This window comes from Klebsiella sp. GN_Kp190 (assembly GCF_040061795.1).
Taxonomy (GTDB): domain Bacteria; phylum Pseudomonadota; class Gammaproteobacteria; order Enterobacterales; family Enterobacteriaceae; genus Klebsiella; species Klebsiella michiganensis.
This window is the reverse complement of sequence record NZ_JBEAFN010000032.1, coordinates 47472-70169: the sequence shown is the minus strand read 5'-3', so window position 1 is coordinate 70169 and position 22698 is coordinate 47472. Positions and strand designations below refer to the sequence as shown.

Here is a 22698-nt window from a genome sequence, read left to right as displayed (position 1 = left end):
ATTGCCTGCATTCAGGCTTTTTCTAGCGTACACAACAACGGATGTTCGTTCTCCCTCGCATACTGGTTCACCATCGATACTTTGGTTTCTGCGACTTCTGCGGTAAACACCCCGCAAATCGCTTTACCTTGATAGTGAACCGTCAGCATCAGTTGCGTTGCACGTTCAACATCATAAGAAAAGAATTTTTGTAACACGTCAATAACAAACTCCATTGGAGTGTAGTCATCATTGACTAATATCACTTTATACATAGATGGCGGTTTAAGCGCATCTTTAACTTCGTCCTCAATTAGCTGATCGAAGTCCAACCAGTCTCTCTTACTCATCGTCAGTGTTCATCATCGGTTGCTGTTGCCAACAGGCGGTGGCCTGTCGATGACCAGAGGCTATGCACATCACAAATCTACAATAGATCATAGATAATTATCATCTATTACTTCCATCCGCGACGTCTGTCACATTCCCCGGCAATAGCGTTAACTGCTTCAAATTTTGACGCATTTTTCACCGTCCCCTGGCGTCAATCGCTTGACGCATTTCCTGATTTCTCTAAATTGTAGTGGCGAGAGTTGGCGAGCAAATGAACAACTCGTCACTCCACTACCGGTTCATTCCATCTTACTTATAAGATTTACGAAGGATGTCGAAGTATGGAAATGGGTACTGTTAAGTGGTTCAACAATGCCAAAGGGTTCGGTTTTATCTGCCCTGAGGGCGGCGGCGAAGACATTTTCGCCCATTACTCGACCATCCAGATGGATGGTTACAGAACGCTAAAAGCCGGACAAGCGGTTCGGTTTGATGTTCACCAGGGGCCAAAAGGTAACCACGCCAGCGTGATTGTCCCTGTTGAAGCTGAAGAAACAGAAACAGCCGCATAACTCTTTTGCTTCATTGTGTACATCCCGCCAGCAAAATGCCAGTCCTTCTGACTGGCATTTTTTTATCGCTACTCGCGCGCCAGGGCGTCGACGGGGTCCAGACGAGCCGCATTGCGCGCCGGTAGCCAGCCAAACAGCACCCCGGTCAGCGTGGAGCATAAAAACGCGGTCAATAGCGCCAACGGTGAAAAACCGATCTCCCAGCCGGGTAAAAACAGCTGTAATACAAAGGCAATCAGCAGCGAAAGCGTGACGCCCAGCGCCCCGCCAACCAGGCAAACCAGCACCGCCTCGATCAAAAACTGCTGTAAGACATCGCTGGCCCGCGCCCCGACCGCCATACGGATACCGATCTCCCGCGTGCGTTCGGTGACTGAGACCAGCATAATATTCATCACGCCAATACCGCCGACCACCAGCGCAATCACCGCCACCAGCGTCAGAAACAGCTGTAATGTATGTGTGGTCCGTTCCGCCGTTTTCAAGATGCTGTCCATATTCCAGGTGAAAACATCTTTCTTACCGTGACGCAGTTCCAGTAGACGCAACAGCTGCTGCTCGGCAACCGCGCTGTCGTAGCCTTCATTGACGCGCACGGTGATGGAATTCAGCCACGACTGCCCCATCACCCGGCCAGCCATCGTGGTATAGGGCAACCAGACGCGCAGAATTTTGCTGCTGCCGAACATTGACTGTTTTTCATCCGCCACGCCGATCACCGTCGCGGGCATATTGCCGACCAGAATCACTTCGCCGACGACCCGCGCTTTATGCGGAAATAGCTGTCGGCGCGCGTTGCTGTCGAGCACCACCACCTGCGCGCGGCTATTTAGCTGAAGCTCGTTAAAGGTATTGCCTTCGCTAAAGGTCATGCCGTAGACGTTAAAGTACTGCGCCCCCACGCCCTCGGCGCTGGCGGCAACGTCGATGTTATTCGCCCGCAGGCGCAGGCTTTTTGATACCGCAGGGGTCGCCGAGCTCACCCACGGCTGTTTCTGAATAGCTAACAGGTCATCGTACTTGAGCGATTGCTGATAGCGGGGATCGTCATCGCCGAAATCCTTGCCGGGATATACATCAATGGTATTGGTGCCGATGGCGCGGATATCGGCCAGCACCATCTGCTTCGCGGCATCGCCCACCACCACAATCGACACCACAGATGCGATGCCGATAATAATGCCGAGCATCGTCAGCAGCGTACGCATTTTATTCGCCGCCATCGCGCGCCAGGCCATGATCAGCGCTTCGCGAAAGCCGCTGCTGAACTGACGCCACGCCGACGGTTCGGCCGCCGTGCGCTGGCGCAGTACGCCGCCTTGCGCCGGACTCAGCGCGGGCGGATTACGCACGATTTCACCGTCGTGGATCTCAATCACCCGCTCCGCCTGGGCCGCCACCTGCGGGTCATGGGTGACGATAATCACCGTATGCCCCTGCGCTTTTAGCTGGTGAAGGATCCCCATGACCTCTTCGCCGGAGCGGCTGTCCAGCGCACCGGTTGGCTCATCCGCCAGAATCACTTCCCCGCCGTTCATCAGGGCACGGGCGATACTCACCCGCTGCTGCTGGCCGCCGGAGAGCTGCGAAGGCTGATATTCAGCTCTGTCGCCCAGCCCCAGCCGAACCAGCAGCTCATGGGCCCGGGCAAGGCGCGCTTTGCGCTCGGCGCCGGCATAAACCGCAGGAACTTCCACGTTCTGCGCCGCGGTGAGATGCGATAACAGGTGATAGCGCTGGAAAATAAAACCGAAATGTTCCCGCCGCAGGCGCGCCAGCTCGTCACCGTTGAGACGAGCCACGTCCGTTCCCGCGACCCGGTAGGTACCGCCGGTCGGTTTGTCCAGACAGCCGAGAATATTCATCAGCGTGGATTTCCCGGAGCCGGACGCGCCGACGATTGCCACCATCTCACCGGCGGCAATGTTCAACGTAATGCCTTTCAGCACCTCAACGTTGCCATCGCCGGAGGGGTAGCTGCGGCGAATATCACGCAGTTCCAGTAACGTCGTCATTTCGCCGCTCCGGCCGCACCTTCGCCGATAATGACTTCATCCCCCTCGTCCAGCCCTTTCACCACCGCCACATCGGTGTCGTTACGCGCGCCGATAACGATTTCACGCTCTTTAACTTCACCGGTACGCAGCAGACGCACGTGATAGCGGTTATCGCCGATGGCCTCACCCAGCGCGCTCAGCGGGATGGTGATAACATTTTTCACTTCTGAGAGCTGAATATGCACCTGGGCGGTCATCTCCAGGCGCAGGATGCCCTGCGGGTTCGGCACTTCAAAACGGGCGTAGTAGAAAATAGCGTCGTTGACCTTTTCGGGCGTCGGGAGAATATCCTTCAGCGTTCCTTCATAGCGCGTCAGCGGATCGCCCAGTACGGTAAACCAGGCCTTTTGCCCCGGCTTAAGATGAATGACGTCCGCTTCCGAGACCTGCGCCTTCACCAGCATGGTGCTGAGATCGGCCAGGGTCAAAATATTCGGCGCCTGCTGGGCGGCAATCACCGTCTGCCCCTGCAGGGTGGTGATTTGCGTCACTTCTCCGGACATCGGCGCCAGAATTTTGGTGTAGTCGAGGTTGGTTTTGGCCGTATCCAGGGTCGCCTGATTGCGTTTGACCTGGGCTTCAATCGTGCCGATTTGCGCCTCTTTGACCGCTAAGTCGGTCGCGGCGGTATCGAGGTCCTGGCGAGAGACCAGCTGCCGCTGCGCCAGCTGCTGCTGACGAGCCAGCGTCGCCGCAGACAGTTTACGTTCCGCGCGCGCCTGGTTCAGCTGCGCCCGTAGCTCCATCAACGTCGCTTCGACTTCCTTTATCTGGTTTTCCGCCTGCTCCGGGTCGATAACCCCCAGCAGCTGGTCTTTTTTGACTTTGTCGCCAATCTCGACGCGCAGCGTTTTTAGCTGCCCGCTCACCTGCGCCCCGACGTCCACTTTTTTCAACGCATCGAGCTTACCGGTCGCCAGCACGCTCTGCTGAAGGTCGCCTTTACGCACCACCAGCGTCTGATACTGCGGCAGCGGCGCATTCAGAATTCGCCATCCCCAGACGGCGAGGGCCAGCACGACAATCGCCAGCAGCCACCAAACTTTCCTGCGCTTTCCATTTAATTTCATAACAATTCCTGATGTTTTAACCCGCAGAACCCGCGACAATTCTATCTAAATGCGGCAATAGAATAACGCGCATTTTTAGATGCGCTTCATTTTTGTTTAACTGAAGTTGAGGGTATGCAGATGAAGACCTGCCGGGATGGATAGCCCGGCAGAAAGAGAGAAACAGCGGCCAGCGCTAATCCGCGCGTCCGCGCGCCAGCCATAGCACGCGAGAGAACATTTTTTTCAACAGCGTCGGAATGGCGTCAACCCCGCGCCGTCCGGCCTCCATCGCCACTTCAATCGCCAGGTCGGGCTTAGACGAGCGATGAATCGCTTTGGTGATCACCCGCCGCATATTCATGGGTATATTCATCGGCAGCTGCGCGACCCGGTGATAAACATCGTCGAAGCCCTGACGGTACATAAAATGCTCCATATCCATCGCCGGTAGCGCGGTGAGATGGTCTCGCTCCAGCATTTTATCGTCATTCAACAAACTGCGAACGGTGGCGGCGTATTTCTTCCCGGCTTCATCGCCATCCACCAGCACATGCCACTCAATACCCATTCGCCGGGCGAATTTAATCAGCGGTTTCAAACCCGACTGGGCAAACTCAATGACCTTCACCCCTTCCGCATCAAAGTGATGGCCGCACTGGCGGGCCAGCTCGTTGATAACCCAGGTTTCCGTCTCCCCCTCCACCAGCAGCCAGCAGCGGGCAAACAGCGATGAAGCGCGGTTAAAGCGAATATGAAACGCGATGCGCCGGCTGTCTTCCGCATTCATCCCGCCGGGCCCCAGCCGCCAGGCCGACACTCGTGAAGATTCACGCACCAGCCGACAGACGTGCTCGACGGGCGTTAATGACAGCAGCTCGCCGGAGTTCGTTGTCGTCACCCGCTGCAGCGGCAGTAAATTGAGCAAATGCCAGGCCACCGACAGCATAATAGGATGCAACCGGGTTTCCGGATCCTCAATCAACAAGAGCGGCCGCGCATCGCGATCGAGTCTTACCGTGCCTTTCGCCTGCAGCAGAGTCGAAAACAGCCCCAATAAAATCACCCGATGGCTGCGCCCGCCGGGCTTGTCGATCATCCTGTTGATAATATCCAGGTAGCGCCAGCTGCGCTGTTCATCATGTGAATGACGGCGCATCAGACGATGGCGCGACTGCGCGCTGCTCTGCTCGGCAAAATAGTGCTCCAACAACTGCACCATAGCCGACAGCCCCTGGCGGATCTGCCCATCGGTTAAATTTTGCGGATGATGTACCAGTTCGCGAGAGAGGAAATCAAGCTGGCGAGCGGTAATTTCGATCTGCGGCGAGTGAGGAACGGTGCCGTTGTGGATCCGTCGCATAAAGCGGGCGTCGCGTAGCCGCAGAACCGGCATCAGCCGTACCAGGTGACGGGCGAGTTCATCAATATCGTCAAGCTCCAGCGCTTTCCCTTCACCATCTATAAAGCTGCGCAGGGTCATCACGCTGTCGTCATCGGCAAGCTCCCCCTCCAGGCGATAGAAAACGCGCTGATAGCCATCGTCGCAGGGAACCCAGCAGCTGCTGAGAGGACGATAGCGTCGAACCCGATGGCGCCCGGGTTCATTTTCACGGAAGGTCAGGATGATATGCAGATGATGCTCGCGCCCCTGAATATCGCCGGGCGGAAACCAAAAATCTTCCCGAACAAAATGATAGAGGTCGAACTCCGGCGACAGGAGCAGCGTCAGGGCATCCAGCAGGCTGGATTTACCCCAGGCATTTTCGCCAATCAGCACGTTATTTTGTTCAAGCATCAACGATAATCGGTTAATGCCGCGAAAACCGACTATTTCTACGCGCTCAAGATGCATATGCCCTCCGCTCAGTGGCGACTATCTCCTTCAGTTATCAGCAGTATAGCGAGGTGAGCATCAACATGACACTCCGGGCGTCTGCGAATCGCTCATGGCTGCAGGGGGGGAATGTGATGCGCCGTACTTCACTTAATTGAGAAACGCATTCATCATTGAAAGTCGTTTTTTTAACCGTTTTTGTTCTACACTTTTAAAAAATCCGACATAAAAAGGAATCCCAGCGCATTGTTCTAAATCAACTTACATCAATTTATTTAACTGGTCCCAAGGTGGCGATCGTCCATAGAATAGCGTCGCTTTATTCTGGTCGTCATTCTTTGTGGCGAAAATAAAGGCCGGCACGAAAACTCGTGCGCGTTTACGTTTTTATTGAGGTGGTTATGTTTAGAAAATTAGCAGCAGAATGCTTTGGTACATTCTGGCTGGTATTTGGTGGTTGCGGCAGCGCCGTGCTGGCTGCGGCATTCCCTGAGCTGGGAATTGGTTTTGCCGGCGTCGCTCTGGCTTTCGGTTTAACCGTATTAACCATGGCGTATGCCGTCGGTCATATTTCCGGCGGACACTTTAACCCGGCGGTAACTTTAGGTTTATGGGCCGGCGGTCGTTTCCCGGCCAGGGACGTGATTGGTTATATTATCGCCCAGGTTGTCGGCGGTATTATCGCCGCCGCTATTCTGTACGTTGTCGCCAGCGGTAAAGCGGGCTTTGACGCCGCCGCTAGCGGATTCGCATCGAACGGCTATGGCGAACATTCTCCCGGCGGTTTCTCCATGCTCTCCGCTATTGTGATTGAGATCGTCCTGACCTGCGGCTTCCTGCTGGTCATTCACGGCGCCACGGATAAAAACGCACCGGCCGGCTTCGCTCCTATCGCTATTGGCCTGGCGCTAACGCTTATCCACCTGATCAGCATTCCGGTCACCAACACGTCGGTAAACCCGGCGCGCAGTACCGCGGTAGCGATATTCCAGGGCGGCTGGGCGCTGCAGCAGCTGTGGCTATTCTGGGTGATGCCGATTATCGGCGGCATTCTCGGCGGCGTGCTCTACCGCACCCTGCTGGAAAAACGCAGCTAAACTTCCCCCACTTTTCTTGAGGCCCGGTGCTGCCGGGCCTTTCTTTTTTTCCACCACTTTACTCAGTCCGGCGATTTGGGTAGTGTCAGGGGCGCTATTTTCATTCTGCAAGGACCAGGCCGTTCATGTTTTCGGGACTTTTAATCATTCTGCTGCCGTTGGTTATAGGCTATCTTATTCCTCTTCATCGGCCATCAGCCCTTAAACTCATCGCGCGACTTCTGAGCTGGATTGTCTACGTTATTCTCTTTTTTATGGGTATTAGCCTGGCCTTCCTGGATAATCTGGCCAGCAACCTCCTGGCGATCCTTCATTATGCGGCGGTCAGCGTCGTTATTATTCTGCTGTGCAATATTGCCGCCCTGATGTGGCTCGAGCAAAAAATGCCCTGGCAAAATCATCATCGTCAGGAAAAATTACCCTCCCGTCTGGCAATGGCTCTGGAATCCCTTCAGCTATGCGGCGTGGTATTTATTGGTTTTATGATTGGTCTGAGCGGCATATCCTTTTTACAACACGCCACCGAGGCCAGCGAATATACCCTGATCTTCCTTTTGTTCCTCATCGGTATTCAACTGCGCAATAATGGCATGACGCTGCGGCAGATCGTACTGAATCGCCGCGGAATGATTGTCGCGGTAGTGGTCATGGTCAGTTCACTGCTGGGCGGTATCATCAACGCCTTTATTCTCGACCTGCCGCTAAAAACCGGCCTAGCCATGGCTTCCGGGTTTGGCTGGTATTCGCTCTCCGGGATCCTGCTGACCGAATCCTATGGCCCGGTAATTGGCAGCGCGGCCTTCTTTAACGATCTTGCCCGCGAGCTGCTGGCGATAATGCTTATCCCCGGACTGGTGCGCCGCAGCCGTTCCACCGCGCTGGGCCTTTGCGGCGCGACATCAATGGACTTTACGCTGCCGGTACTGCAACGCTCTGGCGGGGTGGAGATTGTGCCGGCGGCCATCGTTCATGGCTTCATTCTCAGTCTGCTGGTGCCCATATTGATGGCTTTCTTCTCCGCTTAATACCTCTCTGGCGGTAGTCTTCTGCCGCCAATTTTGCGCTAAATCAATCTCCCCGTAAGTTGTATCAGAAATACCTTTTCTCTTCTCGCGCTCGGGCATAACCTTAAACATGTATATTAAATATAACTTTAAAAAAGGTGTGACCATGTTTTGTGTGCAATGTGAACAAACCATCCGTACCCCGGCAGGGAACGGCTGCTCTTACGCGCAGGGTATGTGCGGGAAAACGGCCGAAACGTCCGATCTGCAGGATCTGCTGATTGCCTCTCTGCAGGGACTCTCCGCCTGGGCGCTTAAAGCCCGTGAATACGGCATCATCGACCACGACATCGATAGCTTTGCGCCGCGCGCTTTTTTCTCCACGCTGACCAACGTTAACTTCGATTCCCCGCGTATCGTTGGCTATGCGCGCGAGGCCATCACCCTGCGTGAAGCGCTGAAAGCCCAGTGCCTGAATATTGATGCCCACGCGACGGTTAACAACCCGATGGCCGATCTGCAGCTGGCGAGCGACGATCTGGGCGACCTGCAGCGCCAGGCGGCGGAATTCACCCCGAACAAAGACAAAGCGGCCATCGGCGAGAACATTCTCGGCCTGCGCCTGCTGTGCCTGTACGGCCTGAAAGGCGCTGCGGCTTATATGGAGCACGCGCACGTTCTGGGTCAGTACGACAACGACATCTACGCCCAGTACCATAAAATCATGGCGTGGCTCGGTACCTGGCCTGCCGATATGAACGCGCTGCTGGAGTGCTCGATGGAAATCGGCCAGATGAACTTCAAAGTGATGAGCATTCTGGACGCTGGCGAGACCACCAAATATGGTCACCCCACCCCGACTCAGGTCAACGTCAAAGCGACCGAAGGCAAATGCATTCTGATTTCCGGCCATGACCTGAAAGATCTGTACAACCTGCTGGAGCAAACCGAAGGTACCGGGGTTAACGTCTACACCCACGGTGAAATGCTGCCAGCGCACGGTTACCCGGAACTGCGTAAATTCAAGCATCTGATTGGTAACTACGGCAGCGGCTGGCAAAACCAGCAGGTCGAGTTTGCCCGCTTCCCTGGCCCGATTGTGATGACCTCTAACTGCATCATCGACCCAACCGTCGGCGCCTATGACGACCGTATCTGGACCCGCAGCATCGTCGGCTGGCCAGGCGTCAATCATCTGGAAGGCGAAGATTTCGCCCCGGTTATCGCCCAGGCGCAGCAGATGGCGGGCTTCCCGTACAGCGAGATCCCGCACCTGATCACCGTTGGCTTCGGTCGTCAGACCCTGCTGGGCGCGGCTGATACGCTGATCGACCTGGTGAGCCGTGAAAAACTGCGCCATATCTTCCTGGTGGGCGGCTGCGACGGGGCGCGCGGCGAACGTAACTACTTCACCGATTTCGCCACCAGCGTACCGGACGACTGCCTGATCCTGACCCTGGCCTGCGGTAAATACCGTTTCAACAAACTCGAATTCGGCGATATCGAAGGTCTGCCGCGTCTGGTCGATGCCGGTCAGTGTAACGACGCTTACTCTGCCATCATCCTGGCGGTCACCCTGGCTGAGAAACTGGGTTGTGGCGTGAACGACCTGCCGCTGTCTCTGGTGCTCTCCTGGTTTGAACAGAAAGCGATTGTTATTCTGCTGACCCTGCTGTCGCTGGGCGTGAAAAATATCGTCACCGGCCCGACGGCGCCGGGCTTCTTCACGCCGGACCTGCTGGCCGTTCTCAACGAGAAATTCGGTCTGCGTTCCGTGACCACCGTTGAAGAAGACATGAAGCAGCTGCTGAGCGCGTAAGGAGTAAAGAATGACAATGCCAACTCATCAGTGCCCATGGCGGATGCAGGTTCATCACATCCATCAGGAAACGCCGGATGTATGGACAATTTCGTTGCTGTGCCACGACTATTATCCGTACCGTGCCGGGCAGTATGCACTGGTCAGCGTACGTAATTCAGCGGAGACGCTGCGTGCTTACACCATTTCATCGACGCCGGGAGTAAGCGAGTACATCACGCTGACCATCCGTCGGATTGACGATGGCGCAGGCTCACAGTGGCTGACCCGCGACGTGAAGCGCGGCGACTATATCTGGCTGTCCGATGCCATAGGTGAATTTACCTGTGAAGATAGGGCTGAAGATAAGTTCCTGATGCTGGCTGCTGGCTGCGGCGTTACGCCAATCATGTCAATGCGTCGCTGGTTGGCAAAGTACCGCCCGCAGGCCGATGTGCAGGTGATCTTTAACGTTCGTTCACCGCAAGATGTTATTTTTGCCGACGAATGGCGCGAATATCCGGTGACCTTAGTCGCTGAAAACAATGCCACCCACGGTTTTATTTCTGGCCGACTGACGACCGATCTGCTGAAAAGCGTACCGGATCTGACCTCTCGTACCGTGATGACCTGCGGCCCGGCGCCGTATATGGATTGGGTTGAGCAGGAGGTGAAAGCGCTGGGCGCGACGCGTTTCTTTAAAGAGCAGTTCTTTACGCCGGTAGCCGAAGCCGCTACCAGCGGCCTGAAGTTCACCAAACTGCAGCCGGCGAAAGCGTTCTACGCGCCGGTCGGCACCACGCTGCTCGAAGCGCTGGAAAGCAATAAGGTGCCGGTTACCGTCGCCTGTCGCGCAGGCGTCTGCGGCTGCTGCAAAACCAAAGTGGTTTCCGGAGAATATACCGTCAGCAGTACCATGACGTTAACCGATGCGGAAATCGCTGAAGGCTACGTGCTGGCCTGCTCCTGCCACCCGCAGGGTGATTTGGTACTGGCTTAATCCTCAACAGCCGGATGGCGCAACGCCGTCCGGCAATGTTTACCGCCAGGCCGAATTGCCGCCGATGGCGTAGCGCCCTGCCCCGAGGAAGGCAATCGCCAGCGCGCCCACAAAGAAATAGACCAGGCTCTCAATCGCCCACGCGCCTACCGCATCCAGCGCAAAGGTTTTGCCCGTCCCGACCATCAGCCAGGCCACGACCATCGTAAACGCCAGCACCAGCGCCGCCGGACGCGTAAGCACTCCCAGAATCAGCAGGCAAGGCGCTACCACCTCGCCCACTAAAACCCCATAAGCGATAAACCCCGGCAATCCTTTTGCTACCAGCATATTGCTGATTCCCCCTACGCCATCAAATAGCTTATGCAACCCGTGAAACAGCATCAGCCCGCCAACGGCAAGTCGTAACAAGAGTTTGCCGAAATCGTCATGGGATAGCAGTTTATTAACAGCATTTAACAGCGATTTAACCATTTGAAATGATTCCTGTTTACCACTTTATGTGAGCTCAGATTATGCGGAGTTTTTGCTGAAAAAAACCAGCGAAAAATGAGGGGGGAAAGCGAGCGTAACTGGCAGTTTCATCTAAGCTTGTAAGCGTTATCACAAAAAGGAGATGGAGAACCATGAAACAGACCGTGGCGGCATACATAGCCAAAACTCTTGAACAGGCTGGCGTTAAACGTATTTGGGGCGTAACCGGGGATTCGCTCAACGGCTTAAGCGACAGCCTGAACCGTATGGGGACCATCGACTGGATGCCCACGCGCCATGAAGAAGTGGCCGCCTTCGCCGCCGGGGCGGAAGCGCAGCTTACCGGCGAACTGGCGGTCTGCGCAGGCTCCTGCGGGCCGGGCAACCTGCATCTGATTAACGGCCTTTTCGACTGCCACCGCAATCACGTTCCGGTTCTGGCCATCGCCGCCCATATTCCTTCCAGCGAAATCGGCAGCGGCTATTTTCAGGAAACGCATCCGCAGGAGCTGTTCCGGGAATGCAGTCACTACTGTGAACTGGTCTCCACCCCGGAACAGATCCCGCAGGTGCTGGCCATCGCCATGCGCAAAGCGGTGATTAACCGCGGCGTCTCGGTAGTGGTGCTTCCCGGCGACGTTGCGCTGAAAGCCGCGCCGGAAAGCGCCAGCAGCCACTGGTACCACGCGCCGCTGCCGCAGGTGACGCCGGCGGAAGAAGAGCTGAAAAAGCTGGCCCAGCTGCTGCGCTATTCAAGCAACATCGCCCTGATGTGCGGCAGCGGCTGCGCCGGAGCGCATAAAGAGCTGGTAGACTTCGCCGAGAAGCTCAAAGCGCCTATCGTTCACGCGCTGCGCGGCAAAGAGCACGTAGAATACGACAACCCTTATGATGTGGGGATGACCGGACTGATTGGCTTCTCCTCCGGCTTCCACACCATGATGAACGCTGACACCCTGGTGCTGCTCGGCACCCAGTTCCCCTATCGCGCCTTCTACCCGACGGACGCGAAAATCATTCAGATTGATATCAATCCCGGCAGTATTGGCGCCCACAGTAAAGTGGATATGGCGCTGGTCGGCGATATTAAATCGACCCTCAGCGCGCTGATGCCGCATCTTGAGGAGAAAACCGACCGTAAGTTCCTCGATAAAGCGCTGGAACACTATCGCGACGCGCGCAAGGGGCTTGATGACCTGGCGAAGCCCAGCGACAAAACAATTCATCCGCAGTATCTGGCGCAGCGCATCAGCCACTATGCCGACGACGATGCCATCTTTACCTGCGACGTGGGTACGCCGACCGTCTGGGCCGCGCGCTATTTGCAGATGAACGGCAAGCGTCGCCTGCTCGGATCGTTCAACCATGGGTCAATGGCTAACGCCATGCCGCAGGCCATCGGTGCGAAGGCCACCGCCCCTGACCGTCAGGTTGTGGCAATGTGTGGCGACGGCGGCTTCAGCATGCTGATGGGGGATTTTCTCTCGCTGGCGCAGATGAAGCTGCCGGTGAAGATCGTTATCTTCAATAACAGCGTACTGGGCTTCGTGGCGATGGAGATGAAGGCCGGGGGCTATCTGACAGACGGCACTGAACTTCACGCCACCAACTTTGCCCGCATCGCCGAAGCGTGCGGCATCAAGGGCATACGTGTTGAAAGCGCGTCAGAGGTTGATGAAGCGCTGCAAACCGCTTTCGCTACCGATGGCCCGGTCCTGGTGGATGTGGTCGTCGCCAGTGAAGAGCTGGCGATGCCGCCGCAAATTAAACTGGAGCAGGCCAAAGGTTTCAGCCTTTATATGCTGCGCGCGATTATCAGCGGCCGCGGCGACGAAGTTATCGAACTGGCGAAAACTAACTGGCTAAGGTAAAAATATCCTTTTCAATTCATACGCAAAATTATTCGTGTTGCCTCAAGGCGGCAAGGCCGAAAATCCCCGGGCGCAGAGATAACTCTGTGACCGGGGTTTGAGGGAGCAGCCAACGCCGGGGCAGCGCGAAGGATGAAGTGTATAAGGATATGACATGATAGATTTACGCAGCGATACCGTTACCCGTCCGGGCCGCGCCATGCTGGAAGCCATGATGGCCGCTCCGGTCGGGGATGACGTGTATGGCGATGACCCGACCGTTAACGAACTCCAGCGCTTTGCCGCCGACCTGGCGGGCAAAGAGGCCGCTATCTTCCTGCCTAGCGGCACCCAGGCCAACCTGGTCGCCCTGCTCAGCCACTGCCAGCGCGGCGAAGAGTATATCGTCGGCCAGGGCGCGCATAACTATCTCTACGAAGCCGGCGGCGCGGCGGTGCTTGGCAGCATCCAGCCGCAGCCAATCGATGCCGCAGCGGACGGTTCCCTGCCGCTGGATAAAGTCGCGGCCAAAATCAAACCGGACGATATCCATTTCGCCCCTACCCGGCTGCTGTCGCTGGAAAACACCCATAACGGCAAAGTGCTGCCGCGTGAATATCTCAAAGATGCCTGGGAGTTTACGCGCCAGCGCGGCCTGGGGCTGCACGTTGACGGGGCGCGTATTTTTAACGCCGTCGTGGAATACGGCTGCGCGCTGCGCGAGATCGCCCGCTACTGCGACTCCTTCACCATCTGCCTGTCTAAAGGACTCGGCGCGCCGGTAGGCTCACTGCTGGTGGGGAGCGAAGAGTACATTCACCGCGCTATCCGCTGGCGGAAAATGGTCGGCGGCGGGATGCGTCAGGCCGGGATTCTGGCGGCCGCGGGCCTGTATGCCCTGCAGAACAACGTCGCGCGCTTAAAAGAGGATCACGACAACGCCGCGTGGATGGCGGAGCAGCTGCGCGCCGCCGGCGCCGAGGTGACGCGTCATGATACCAATATGCTGTTTGTTCGCGTCGGTGAAGCGCGCGCCGCCGCGCTGGGCGAGTATCTGCGCGAACGAGGGGTGCTGATCAACGCTTCGCCCATCGTGCGCCTGGTGACGCATATTGACGTTAACCGCCAGCAGCTCACCGAGGTGGTTAGCCACTGGCAGGCATTTTTAAACCGTTAAGGAGTCCGGCGTGTCGCAGCGAATTCTGGTGCTTGGCGCCAGCGGTTATATCGGCCAGCATCTGGTGAAAAGGCTCAGCGAGCAGGGCTTCACCGTGCTGGCGGCGGCACGCCACATCGACAGGCTTAAAAAACAGCAGCTCCCCGGCGTCGAGTGCTATTCGCTCGATTTAAACCAGCCGGACGCGCTACCCGCCCTGCTGGCGCAGGCTGATACCGTTTACTATCTGGTGCACGGGATGGGCGAAGGCGGGGACTTTATCCGCCACGAACGGCGGGTCGCCCTCAACGTTCGCGACGCGCTGCGCAAGTCGCCGGTGAACGAAGTCATCTTTCTCAGTTCCTTACAGGTGGAGAAGCAGGAGCAATCCGATCATCTGCGCGCCCGCCAGATCACCGGCGATCTGCTGCGCGAATCAGGCGTTCCGGTAGCGGAAGTTCGCGCCGGCATTATCGTCGGCGCCGGTTCCGCCGCCTTCGAAGTGATGCGCGATATGGTCTACAACCTGCCGGTGCTGACGCCGCCGCGCTGGGTGCGCTCGCGCACCACGCCGATTGCGCTGGAAAATTTACTCTACTATCTGCTGCAGCTGCTAAACCATCCAGCCCGCGAGCATCGGGTGTTTGAAGCCGCCGGACCGGAAATTTTGAGCTATCAGCAGCAGTTCATCCGCTTTATGGCGGTCAGCGGCAAACGCCGCCCGCTGATCCCCATCCCTTTCCCGACCCGCTGGATTTCGGTGTGGTTTCTCAACGTCATTACCTCAGTGCCGCCAACCACGGCCAAAGCGCTGATCCAGGGGCTAAAGCACGATCTGATTGCCGACGATCGGGCCCTGCGGGCCTTAATTCCTCAACCGCTTATCGCGTTTGATGAAGCGGTGCGCCTTACGCTTAAAGAAGAGGAGCAGCTGGTGAACTCCAGCGACTGGGGCTACGATGCGCAGGCCTTCGCCCGCTGGCGGCCCGAGTACGGCTACTATCCGAAACAGGCAGGCTGTACCGTTAACACTTCCGCCAGCCTTGCTGCGCTGTGGAAGGTAGTCAACCAAATTGGCGGCAAAGAGGGCTATTTCTTCGGCAACGCTCTGTGGAAAACACGCGGGGTGATGGATCTGCTGGTCGGTCACCGGCTGGCAAAAGGTCGCCCGGAAAATGAATATCTGCAGACCGGCGATGCGGTGGACAGCTGGAAGGTGATTATCGTCGAGCCGGAAAAGCAGTTGACGCTGTTATTCGGCATGAAAGCGCCCGGCCTTGGCCGCCTGAGCTTTACCCTGCGCGATAAAGGCGATCATCGCGAACTGGACGTGCGCGCCTGGTGGCACCCGCACGGTATGCCGGGGCTTTTCTACTGGCTGCTGATGATCCCGGCGCATCTGTTTATTTTTCGCGGTATGGCGCGACGCATCGCCCACCTGGCGGAGCAAATCACCATCAAATAGAGTATAGGTGCAGAATTCTTTCATGATTCTCATTGCATCGTAGTCAGAATCACGGAAAAATGCGCACGAAATTCTTTTGTTAAACAGTGGATCGATATGAAGGTACTGGTTACCGGTGCGACCAGCGGATTGGGCCGCAACGCGGTGGAATATCTGCGTAACAGGGGCATTAGCGTCAGAGCGACCGGGCGCAACGAAGCGATGGGCAAGCTTCTGAGCAAAATGGGCGCAGAGTTCGTCCCTGCGGACTTAACCGAGCTGGTCTCTTCGCAGGCCAAAGTGATGCTCGCCGGTATCGATACCCTGTGGCACTGTTCCAGCTTTACCTCGCCGTGGGGCACCCAGCAGGCCTTCGATTTAGCTAACGTGCGCGCGACCCGGCGTCTCGGCGAGTGGGCGGTCGCCTGGGGCGTGCGCAACTTCGTGCATATCTCTTCGCCGTCGCTCTATTTTGATTATCACCATCATCGCGATGTTGCGGAGGATTTCCGCCCGCAGCGTTTCGCCAACGAATTCGCCCGCAGCAAGGCGGCAAGCGAAGATGTGATCAATCTGCTGGCGCAGGCCAACCCAAATACCCGTTTTACAATCCTGCGTCCGCAAAGCCTGTTTGGCCCGCATGATAAAGTGTTTATCCCGCGCCTGGCGCAGATGATGCAGCACTACGGCAGCGTCCTGTTGCCGCGCGGCGGCAGCGCGCTGGTGGATATGACCTACTATGAAAACGCGGTACACGCGATGTGGCTCGCCAGCCAGCCGCAGAGTGACCTTCTGCCCTCGGCCCGCGCGTACAACATTACTAACGGCGAACCGCAAACCCTGCACAGCATTGTGCAGAAACTCATAGACGAGCTGGGGATTAAGTGCCGCATCCGTTCGGTTCCCTATCCCATGCTGGATATCATCGCCCGCAGCATGGAGCGCTTTGGCAATAAGTCAGCGAAAGAGCCCGCATTTACCCACTACGGCGTCTCTAAGCTGAACTTTGATTTTACTCTTGATATCTCCCGCGCCCAGCAGGAGCTAGGCTATCAGCCGGTCATCACGATGGATGAAGGGATTCTCCGCACCGCCGCGTGGTTGAAGGACCACGGCAAGCTGCACTATTAACCACGCCCGTACTTTTCCAGCAGCGCTTCGGCTATCGCCAGGGTTTGCGCATCGGCAACCCCGTCCCAGCGCGCGGGACGGAAGTGCATCTGGAAAGCCATAATGACCCGCTTCTGCTGCGCTGGCGTCATTTCCGGCGTCACCTGATAGCCGTAGCGCGCCAGGACGTCCAGCAGCGCTGCGGCGTCTACCGGCTCGTATGACGGACGGCCCTGCAGATAAAATGCCACGCGCCGGGCATCAGGCCATGCGCCAATCCCCTGCTCGGCCAGCCTGCGCCACGGGAACAGCGGCCCCGGATCGTCTTTGCGCTGCGGCGCGATATCCGCATGGGCGACCACGTTCTGCGGCGCGATGTGGTAGCGGGCGATAATATCTTTCGCCAGCGGGATCAGGGCGTCAATCTGCGCCGGATTAAACGGCGTAAAGCTTTTCACCCCCGCCGTTTTTTGCCAGCCGCGGTTCTCCAGCTCGATGCCAATCGAAGTGTCGTTAATGCGCGTGCTGCCGCGCCAGAAGCTGACACCCGCATGCCAGGCCAGTTCCTCTTCCGGCACCAGCTGCCAGATCCGCGGTTTGCCTCCGTGCAGCGGCGGTTTCTCCGGGATCAGGTAGTGAGAGCTCACCTGGTTATCCGTCAGCGTCGCCAGCGAAACGTCGAAATCATCGGCAGTGTAGTGAATCACCAGCACTTTGATGCGCGGATAAGCCGCCTGCGCCGGATGGCGCGTATCCAGCTGATAGCCATCGCGATCGATAATACCTTTTTCGCTGGCGCAGCCCGCCAGCAGCAGCGCCAGCAGTACGCCTGCCCGGCAAGCTCTCATCGGCGGGTCTTCACCGCGGTGCCGCTAACGCTGACCATCAGCATGCTGCTATCTTTACCGACGGTTTCGTAGTCAATATCAATCCCGACCACCGCATTGGCGCCCAGCGCCTTCGCCTGCTCGCTCAGCTCTTCAAACGCAATTTCACGGGCCTTACGCAGCTCCTTTTCATAGGCGCCGGAACGACCGCCGACGATATCGCGGATGCTGGCGAAAAAATCGCGGAATACGTTGGCGCCGAGAATCGCTTCCCCCGTGACGACGCCGCAGTATTCAATGATGGGCTGACCTTCGAGGGTCGGAGTGGTGGAAAATTGCATGATGAAACTCCTTCTTTAGCGTTCAATGCGTTAGCTCTAAGGGTCAAGCACAATCCCTATCTGATACACTATGCTTGAAAAGATATTCTAACGTAGTGAGCTCATAAGGAAATCATCATGCGCTACAAAGTTCTTGCATTAGTCCTCCCCTGCGCGCTGGCGCTCAGCGCCTGTACTACCGTCACGCCTGCGTACAAAGATAACGGCACCCGCAGCGGCCCCTGCATCGAAGGCGGCCCGGATGACGTAGCGCAGAAGTTTTATGACTACCAGGTACAGCACCGCAACAGCGATTTAACCGCGCTGCGCCCATACCTGAGCGACGGTCTGGCAAAACTGCTGAACGACGCGCGTCAGGACCCGTCTAACAACGCCCTGCTGCAGTCAAATCTTTTCTCCAGTAGCACAACGCCAGCCGACAGCGCCGATGTCGCCAGCGCCTCCACCATCCCTAATCGCGACGCGCGCAATATTCCCCTGCGCGTGGAGCTGAAACAGGGCACCCAAAGCTGGAAAGACGAAGTGCTGATGATTCAGGAAGGCCAGTGCTGGGCCGTGGATGACGTGCGCTACCTCGGCAACAACGCCCATGCGCCGGCGGGCACCCTGCGTCAGAGTCTGGAAAAACGCTAATCCAGGCGTTGGGCCGCTCGGGCCGAATGAAATAACCCCGGTAAAATGTCGGCATTTCCGCTGGTAATGCCGACATTGACTTATCCCACCTTCACGAAGCCATATTTTGTGCTAACTTTAAATGTAAACATGGTTTACATTTAACTTTTAACGCATAAATATTGCATAACTATTCTGCCAAAGGTACTATTTGCGGCCTCAATTGCTATATGTATCAGACTGCCCAGATGAGCATAAAATTAAACGGCATTAATTGCTTCTACGGCGCACACCAGGCGCTGTTCGACATCACGCTGGATTGCCCGCAGGGGGAAACGCTGGTGCTGCTCGGCCCAAGCGGTGCCGGTAAAAGCTCGCTGCTGCGCGTCCTCAATCTGCTGGAGATGCCGCGTTCCGGTACACTGCATATCGCCGGAAATCATTTCGACTTTACCAAAGCGCCTTCTGACAAAGCCATTCGCGAGCTGCGCCAGAACGTGGGTATGGTGTTCCAACAGTACAATCTGTGGCCGCATCTGACCGTGCAGCAAAATCTGATTGAAGCTCCCTGCCGCGTCCTCGGTTTGAGCAAAGATCAGGCTCTCGCCCGCGCTGAAAAGCTGCTCGAACGTCTGCGCCTGAAACCCTATAGCGATCGCTACCCGCTGCATCTTTCCGGCGGCCAGCAGCAGCGCGTCGCTATTGCCCGCGCCCTGATGATGGAACCGCAGGTTCTGCTGTTCGATGAACCCACGGCGGCGCTCGATCCAGAAATCACCGCCCAGATCGTCAGTATTATCCGCGAACTGGCTGAAACCGGTATTACGCAGGTTATCGTCACCCACGAAGTGGAAGTGGCGCGCAAAACAGCCAGCCGCGTGGTCTATATGGAAAATGGCCATATCGTTGAACAAGGTGATGCCGGCTGCTTCGCGCATCCGCAGACCGACGCGTTTAAAAACTATCTTTCACATTGATGTTTTCGGGGAAATGACGATGAAAAAAGTACTGATTGCCGCTCTTCTTGCGGGCATGAGCCTCTCCGCTACCGCAGCCCAGACCATTCGTTTCGCCACCGAGGCCTCCTACCCTCCGTTTGAATCGATCGATGCCAATAACAAAATTGTCGGCTTTGATGTCGATCTGGCGAACGCGCTGTGTAAAGAGATTGATGCCACTTGCACCTTTACCAACCAGGCTTTCGACAGCCTGATCCCCAGCCTGAAGTTCCGCCGTTTCGACGCGGTCATGGCCGGGATGGACATCACTCCTGAGCGTGAAAAACAGGTGCTGTTCACCACCCCGTACTATGAAAACTCCGCGCTGTTCGTCGGCCAGCAGGGTAAATTCACCAGCATTGACGCCCTGAAAGGCAAGAAAGTCGGCGTGCAGAACGGCACCACTCACCAGAAATTCATCACCGACAAACACCCGGAAATCACGACCGTTCCTTACGACAGCTACCAGAATGCGAAGCTGGACCTGCAGAACGGCCGTATTGATGCCGTATTCGGCGATACCGCCGTGGTGACCGAATGGCTGAAGAGCAATCCGAAGCTGGCCGCGGTGGGCGACAAGGTGACCGATAAAGACTACTTCGGCACCGGTCTCGGCATTGCGCTGCGCCAGGGCAATACCGAACTGCAGCAGAAATTTAACGCTGCGCTGGAAAAAGTGAAAAGCGATGGGACTTACCAGTCTATCTATAACAAATGGTTCCAGAAGTAACGCTGAATGAACGAATTTTTTCCATTAGCAAGCGCCGCCGGGATGACCGTCGGCCTTGCCGTTTGCGCCCTGATCATCGGCCTGGTGCTGGCGATGCTCTTTGCCGTCCTCGAGTCGGTAAAGCTGCGTCCGGTCGCCTGGCTCGCAACCGGCATTGTCACCCTTTTGCGCGGACTACCGGAAATTCTGGTGGTTCTGTTTATCTATTTTGGTTCCTCACAGCTGCTGCTGACCCTTTCTGACGGTTTTACGATCAATCTCGGCATTGTGCAGATTCCGGTACAGATGCAGATTGAAAACTTCGACGTCAGTCCGTTCCTCTGCGGGGCTATCGCGCTTTCTCTGCTGTATGCCGCTTACGCATCGCAGACCCTGCGCGGGGCGCTTAAAGCCGTTCCGCAGGGGCAATGGGAATCCGGTCAGGCGCTGGGATTATCGAAAGCCGCTATTTTCTTTCGCTTAGTGATGCCGCAAATGTGGCGCCACGCGCTGCCGGGACTCGGCAACCAGTGGCTGGTGCTGCTGAAGGATACCGCGCTGGTGAGCCTGATCAGCGTCAACGATCTGATGCTGCAAACTAAAAGCATCGCCACCCGAACCCAGGAGCCGTTTAACTGGTATATCATCGCGGCGGCAATCTATCTGGTCATCACCCTGTTGAGTCAGTACATTCTGAAACGTATTGACCAGCGTGCGACGCGCTTCGAACGGAGACCAGGCTGATGCTTGATTACTTACCCGAACTGCTAAAAGGGCTGCATACCAGCCTGACGCTGACCGCAGCCTCTATCGTCGTAGCGCTGATTCTGTCGCTGATCTTCACCATCATTCTGACGCTAAAAACGCCGGGGCTGGTGTGGATCGTGCGCGGCTATATCACGCTGTTTACCGGCACGCCGCTGCTGGTGCAGATCTTCCTGATTTACTACGGCCCGGGACAGTTCCCGTCGCTGCAGGAGTATCCGGTACTCTGGCATCTGATTTCCGAGCCCTGGCTCTGCGCGCTGATCGCCCTTTCTCTCAACAGCGCCGCTTATACCACGCAGCTGTTTTATGGCGCCATTCGCGCCATCCCGGATGGCCAGTGGCAATCCTGCGGCGCGCTGGGAATGAGTAAGAAAGATACGCTGGCGATCCTGCTGCCGTACGCCTTTAAACGCGCCCTCTCCTCCTACTCCAACGAAGTGGTGCTGGTGTTCAAGAGTACGTCTCTGGCCTACACCATTACCCTGATGGAAGTGATGGGTCACAGCCAGCTGCTCTATGGGCGTACCTATGATGTGATGGTGTTCGGCGCCGCCGGCATTGTCTATCTGGTGGTCAATGGCCTGCTGACGCTGCTGATGCGCCTGGTGGAACATAAAGCGCTGGCCTTTGAGCGACGCAATTAAAAACGCATAAAAAGCCAAATCAAGACGGATAAGCTCACTGAATTATCCGTCTTTTTTTATTCTGATTAAAATAAATATCCATGATTATTGAATATAAATTCATTTAGTGGCATTGTTACTCCCAGCCGCAGACACGGCACAACATCATAAGATTGACCGACGGGAGTTCCACAATGAAAAAGTTAGTTCTGGCCGCACTGCTTAGCACTTTCGCCTTTGGCGCCGCTGCCGCAGAAAAAATCAGCTTTGGCGTTTCTGCAACTTACCCACCGTTTGAATCGATGGACGCCAATAACCAGATCGCCGGTTTCGACATCGATCTGGCAAACGCGCTGTGTAAGCAGATGCAGGCTGAGTGTACGTTTACCAACCATGCCTTCGACAGCCTGATCCCGGCGCTCAAATTCAAGAAATATGATGCGGTCATCTCCGGCATGGACATTACCCCGGAGCGCAGCAAGCAGGTGGCATTTACCGACCCGTACTACGCTAACTCCGCGCTGGTTATCTCGAAGAAAGATGCCTTCCACTCTTTCGCCGATCTGAAAGGTAAGCGTATCGGGATGGAAAACGGCACCACGCACCAGAAATACCTGCAGGATAAACATCCGGAAGTGAAAACCGTGGCTTACGATAGCTACCAGAATGCGTTTATCGACCTGAAAAATGGCCGTATTGATGGGGTGTTTGGCGATACCGCCGTGGTCAACGAGTGGCTAAAAACCAACCCGCAGCTGGGCGCGGCAACGCCGAAAGTCACCGACGCGCAGTACTTCGGTACCGGCCTCGGCATTGCGGTACGCCCGGATAACAAAGCGCTGCTGGAAAAACTGAACGCCGCGCTGAAGGCGATTAAAGCCGACGGCACCTACGAGAAAATCAGCAAACAGTGGTTCCCGGAGTAAGCATTTCCCGGAGGCGGCGCTTGACGCGCCTGTCCGGGCTACCGGCCCGCAGACAGCCGTGGCCCCGTAGCCCGGGTAAGCGCAGCGCGGCCCGGGACGAAGCCGCACTAAAGCCTCAATCCCGGCGTACTCCC

Annotated in this window: 22 protein-coding genes; 15 read left to right on the top strand and 7 right to left on the bottom strand. The window is 56.6% G+C overall.

Annotation, left to right across the window (positions count from 1 at the left end):
- Positions 1–11: 11 nt before the first annotated feature.
- A complete protein-coding gene (gene clpS / locus ABLU67_RS20415) occupies positions 12–329 on the bottom strand; it encodes an ATP-dependent Clp protease adapter ClpS (RefSeq protein ID WP_004100628.1) in 318 nt (105 codons plus the stop codon).
- 324 nt (positions 330–653) lie between these two features.
- On the opposite strand from clpS, the gene cspD reads away from it, so the two are divergent.
- A complete protein-coding gene (cspD, locus tag ABLU67_RS20410; RefSeq protein WP_004100627.1) occupies positions 654–884 on the top strand; it encodes a cold shock-like protein CspD in 231 nt (76 codons plus the stop codon).
- Between the two features lie 68 nt (positions 885–952).
- Here the strand turns inward: cspD and macB are convergent, their stop codons facing one another.
- The 3 genes from macB to ABLU67_RS20395 all read right to left on the bottom strand — a co-directional run bounded on the left by macB (position 953) and on the right by ABLU67_RS20395 (position 5845).
- Positions 953–2899: a macrolide ABC transporter ATP-binding protein/permease MacB gene (gene macB / locus ABLU67_RS20405; RefSeq protein ID WP_348852512.1), complete on the bottom strand. Its 1947-nt coding sequence runs from the start codon at positions 2897–2899 to the stop codon at positions 953–955.
- Positions 2896–4011, bottom strand: coding sequence for a macrolide transporter subunit MacA (gene macA, locus ABLU67_RS20400; RefSeq protein ID WP_014228619.1), 1116 nt, complete (start codon positions 4009–4011; stop codon positions 2896–2898). Before macA ends, macB begins: the two co-directional genes overlap by 4 nt.
- Before the next feature lie 175 nt (positions 4012–4186).
- Entirely contained in the window at positions 4187–5845 is a 1659-nt protein-coding gene (locus tag ABLU67_RS20395; protein ID WP_032748892.1) for an ATP-dependent endonuclease, read from the bottom strand.
- A gap of 383 nt (positions 5846–6228) precedes the next feature.
- Here ABLU67_RS20395 and aqpZ point away from each other — a divergent pair, with 383 nt between their 5' ends.
- The 4 genes from aqpZ to hcr all read left to right on the top strand — a co-directional run bounded on the left by aqpZ (position 6229) and on the right by hcr (position 10726).
- Positions 6229–6924: an aquaporin Z gene (aqpZ, locus tag ABLU67_RS20390; RefSeq protein WP_004849414.1), complete on the top strand. Its 696-nt coding sequence runs from the start codon at positions 6229–6231 to the stop codon at positions 6922–6924.
- A gap of 125 nt (positions 6925–7049) precedes the next feature.
- Positions 7050–7949, top strand: coding sequence for a lysine exporter LysO family protein (locus ABLU67_RS20385; protein WP_014837946.1), 900 nt, complete (start codon positions 7050–7052; stop codon positions 7947–7949).
- 145 nt (positions 7950–8094) lie between these two features.
- On the top strand, positions 8095–9747 hold the full coding sequence (gene hcp, locus ABLU67_RS20380) for a hydroxylamine reductase (RefSeq protein ID WP_025108293.1): 1653 nt from the start codon (positions 8095–8097) through the stop codon (positions 9745–9747).
- Between the two features lie 10 nt (positions 9748–9757).
- A complete protein-coding gene (gene hcr / locus ABLU67_RS20375; RefSeq protein ID WP_224266186.1) occupies positions 9758–10726 on the top strand; it encodes an NADH oxidoreductase in 969 nt (322 codons plus the stop codon).
- Between the two features lie 39 nt (positions 10727–10765).
- Here the strand turns inward: hcr and ABLU67_RS20370 are convergent, their stop codons facing one another.
- On the bottom strand, positions 10766–11200 hold the full coding sequence (locus tag ABLU67_RS20370) for a DoxX family protein (RefSeq protein WP_014228613.1): 435 nt from the start codon (positions 11198–11200) through the stop codon (positions 10766–10768).
- 152 nt (positions 11201–11352) lie between these two features.
- Between ABLU67_RS20370 and poxB the strand changes: the two genes are divergently transcribed.
- The 4 genes from poxB to ABLU67_RS20350 all read left to right on the top strand — a co-directional run bounded on the left by poxB (position 11353) and on the right by ABLU67_RS20350 (position 16781).
- A complete protein-coding gene (poxB, locus tag ABLU67_RS20365; RefSeq protein ID WP_064379240.1) occupies positions 11353–13071 on the top strand; it encodes a ubiquinone-dependent pyruvate dehydrogenase in 1719 nt (572 codons plus the stop codon).
- Positions 13072–13225: 154 nt separating this feature from the next.
- Entirely contained in the window at positions 13226–14227 is a 1002-nt protein-coding gene (ltaE, locus tag ABLU67_RS20360; RefSeq protein ID WP_032694256.1) for a low-specificity L-threonine aldolase, read from the top strand.
- A 10-nt stretch (positions 14228–14237) separates the two neighbouring features.
- Positions 14238–15671, top strand: a complete 1434-nt coding sequence (locus ABLU67_RS20355) for a DUF2867 domain-containing protein (protein ID WP_046877696.1) — start codon at positions 14238–14240, stop codon at positions 15669–15671.
- Between the two features lie 96 nt (positions 15672–15767).
- Positions 15768–16781 (top strand): NAD(P)-dependent oxidoreductase, encoded by a 1014-nt coding sequence (locus ABLU67_RS20350; protein WP_009653274.1) that lies wholly within the window; start codon positions 15768–15770, stop codon positions 16779–16781.
- Here the strand turns inward: ABLU67_RS20350 and ABLU67_RS20345 are convergent.
- Both ABLU67_RS20345 and ABLU67_RS20340 read right to left on the bottom strand, forming a co-directional pair.
- Positions 16778–17608, bottom strand: coding sequence for an N-acetylmuramoyl-L-alanine amidase (locus ABLU67_RS20345; protein WP_014837943.1), 831 nt, complete (start codon positions 17606–17608; stop codon positions 16778–16780). The genes ABLU67_RS20350 and ABLU67_RS20345 overlap by 4 nt on opposite strands.
- Entirely contained in the window at positions 17605–17928 is a 324-nt protein-coding gene (locus ABLU67_RS20340) for a heavy metal-binding domain-containing protein (RefSeq protein WP_004100606.1), read from the bottom strand. The genes ABLU67_RS20345 and ABLU67_RS20340 overlap by 4 nt, the downstream gene beginning before the upstream one ends.
- 117 nt (positions 17929–18045) lie before the next feature.
- Between ABLU67_RS20340 and ABLU67_RS20335 the strand changes: the two genes are divergently transcribed.
- The 6 genes from ABLU67_RS20335 (at position 18046) to artJ (ending at position 22564) form a co-directional block, all read left to right on the top strand.
- Positions 18046–18561, top strand: a complete 516-nt coding sequence (locus tag ABLU67_RS20335; RefSeq protein ID WP_004849391.1) for a lipoprotein — start codon at positions 18046–18048, stop codon at positions 18559–18561.
- A 227-nt stretch (positions 18562–18788) separates the two neighbouring features.
- On the top strand, positions 18789–19517 hold the full coding sequence (gene artP / locus ABLU67_RS20330) for an arginine ABC transporter ATP-binding protein ArtP (protein WP_004111834.1): 729 nt from the start codon (positions 18789–18791) through the stop codon (positions 19515–19517).
- A 19-nt stretch (positions 19518–19536) separates the two neighbouring features.
- The gene (gene artI, locus ABLU67_RS20325) at positions 19537–20268 is read left to right on the top strand and encodes an arginine ABC transporter substrate-binding protein ArtI (RefSeq protein WP_004130868.1); all 732 of its coding nucleotides are present in this window, start codon (positions 19537–19539) and stop codon (positions 20266–20268) included.
- A gap of 6 nt (positions 20269–20274) precedes the next feature.
- On the top strand, positions 20275–20991 hold the full coding sequence (gene artQ / locus ABLU67_RS20320; protein ID WP_004100599.1) for an arginine ABC transporter permease ArtQ: 717 nt from the start codon (positions 20275–20277) through the stop codon (positions 20989–20991).
- A complete protein-coding gene (artM, locus tag ABLU67_RS20315) occupies positions 20991–21659 on the top strand; it encodes an arginine ABC transporter permease ArtM (protein ID WP_014228606.1) in 669 nt (222 codons plus the stop codon). Before artQ ends, artM begins: the two co-directional genes overlap by 1 nt.
- A gap of 173 nt (positions 21660–21832) precedes the next feature.
- Positions 21833–22564: an arginine ABC transporter substrate-binding protein ArtJ gene (gene artJ, locus ABLU67_RS20310; protein ID WP_014228605.1), complete on the top strand. Its 732-nt coding sequence runs from the start codon at positions 21833–21835 to the stop codon at positions 22562–22564.
- The last annotated feature ends 134 nt before the right edge of the window (positions 22565–22698 follow it).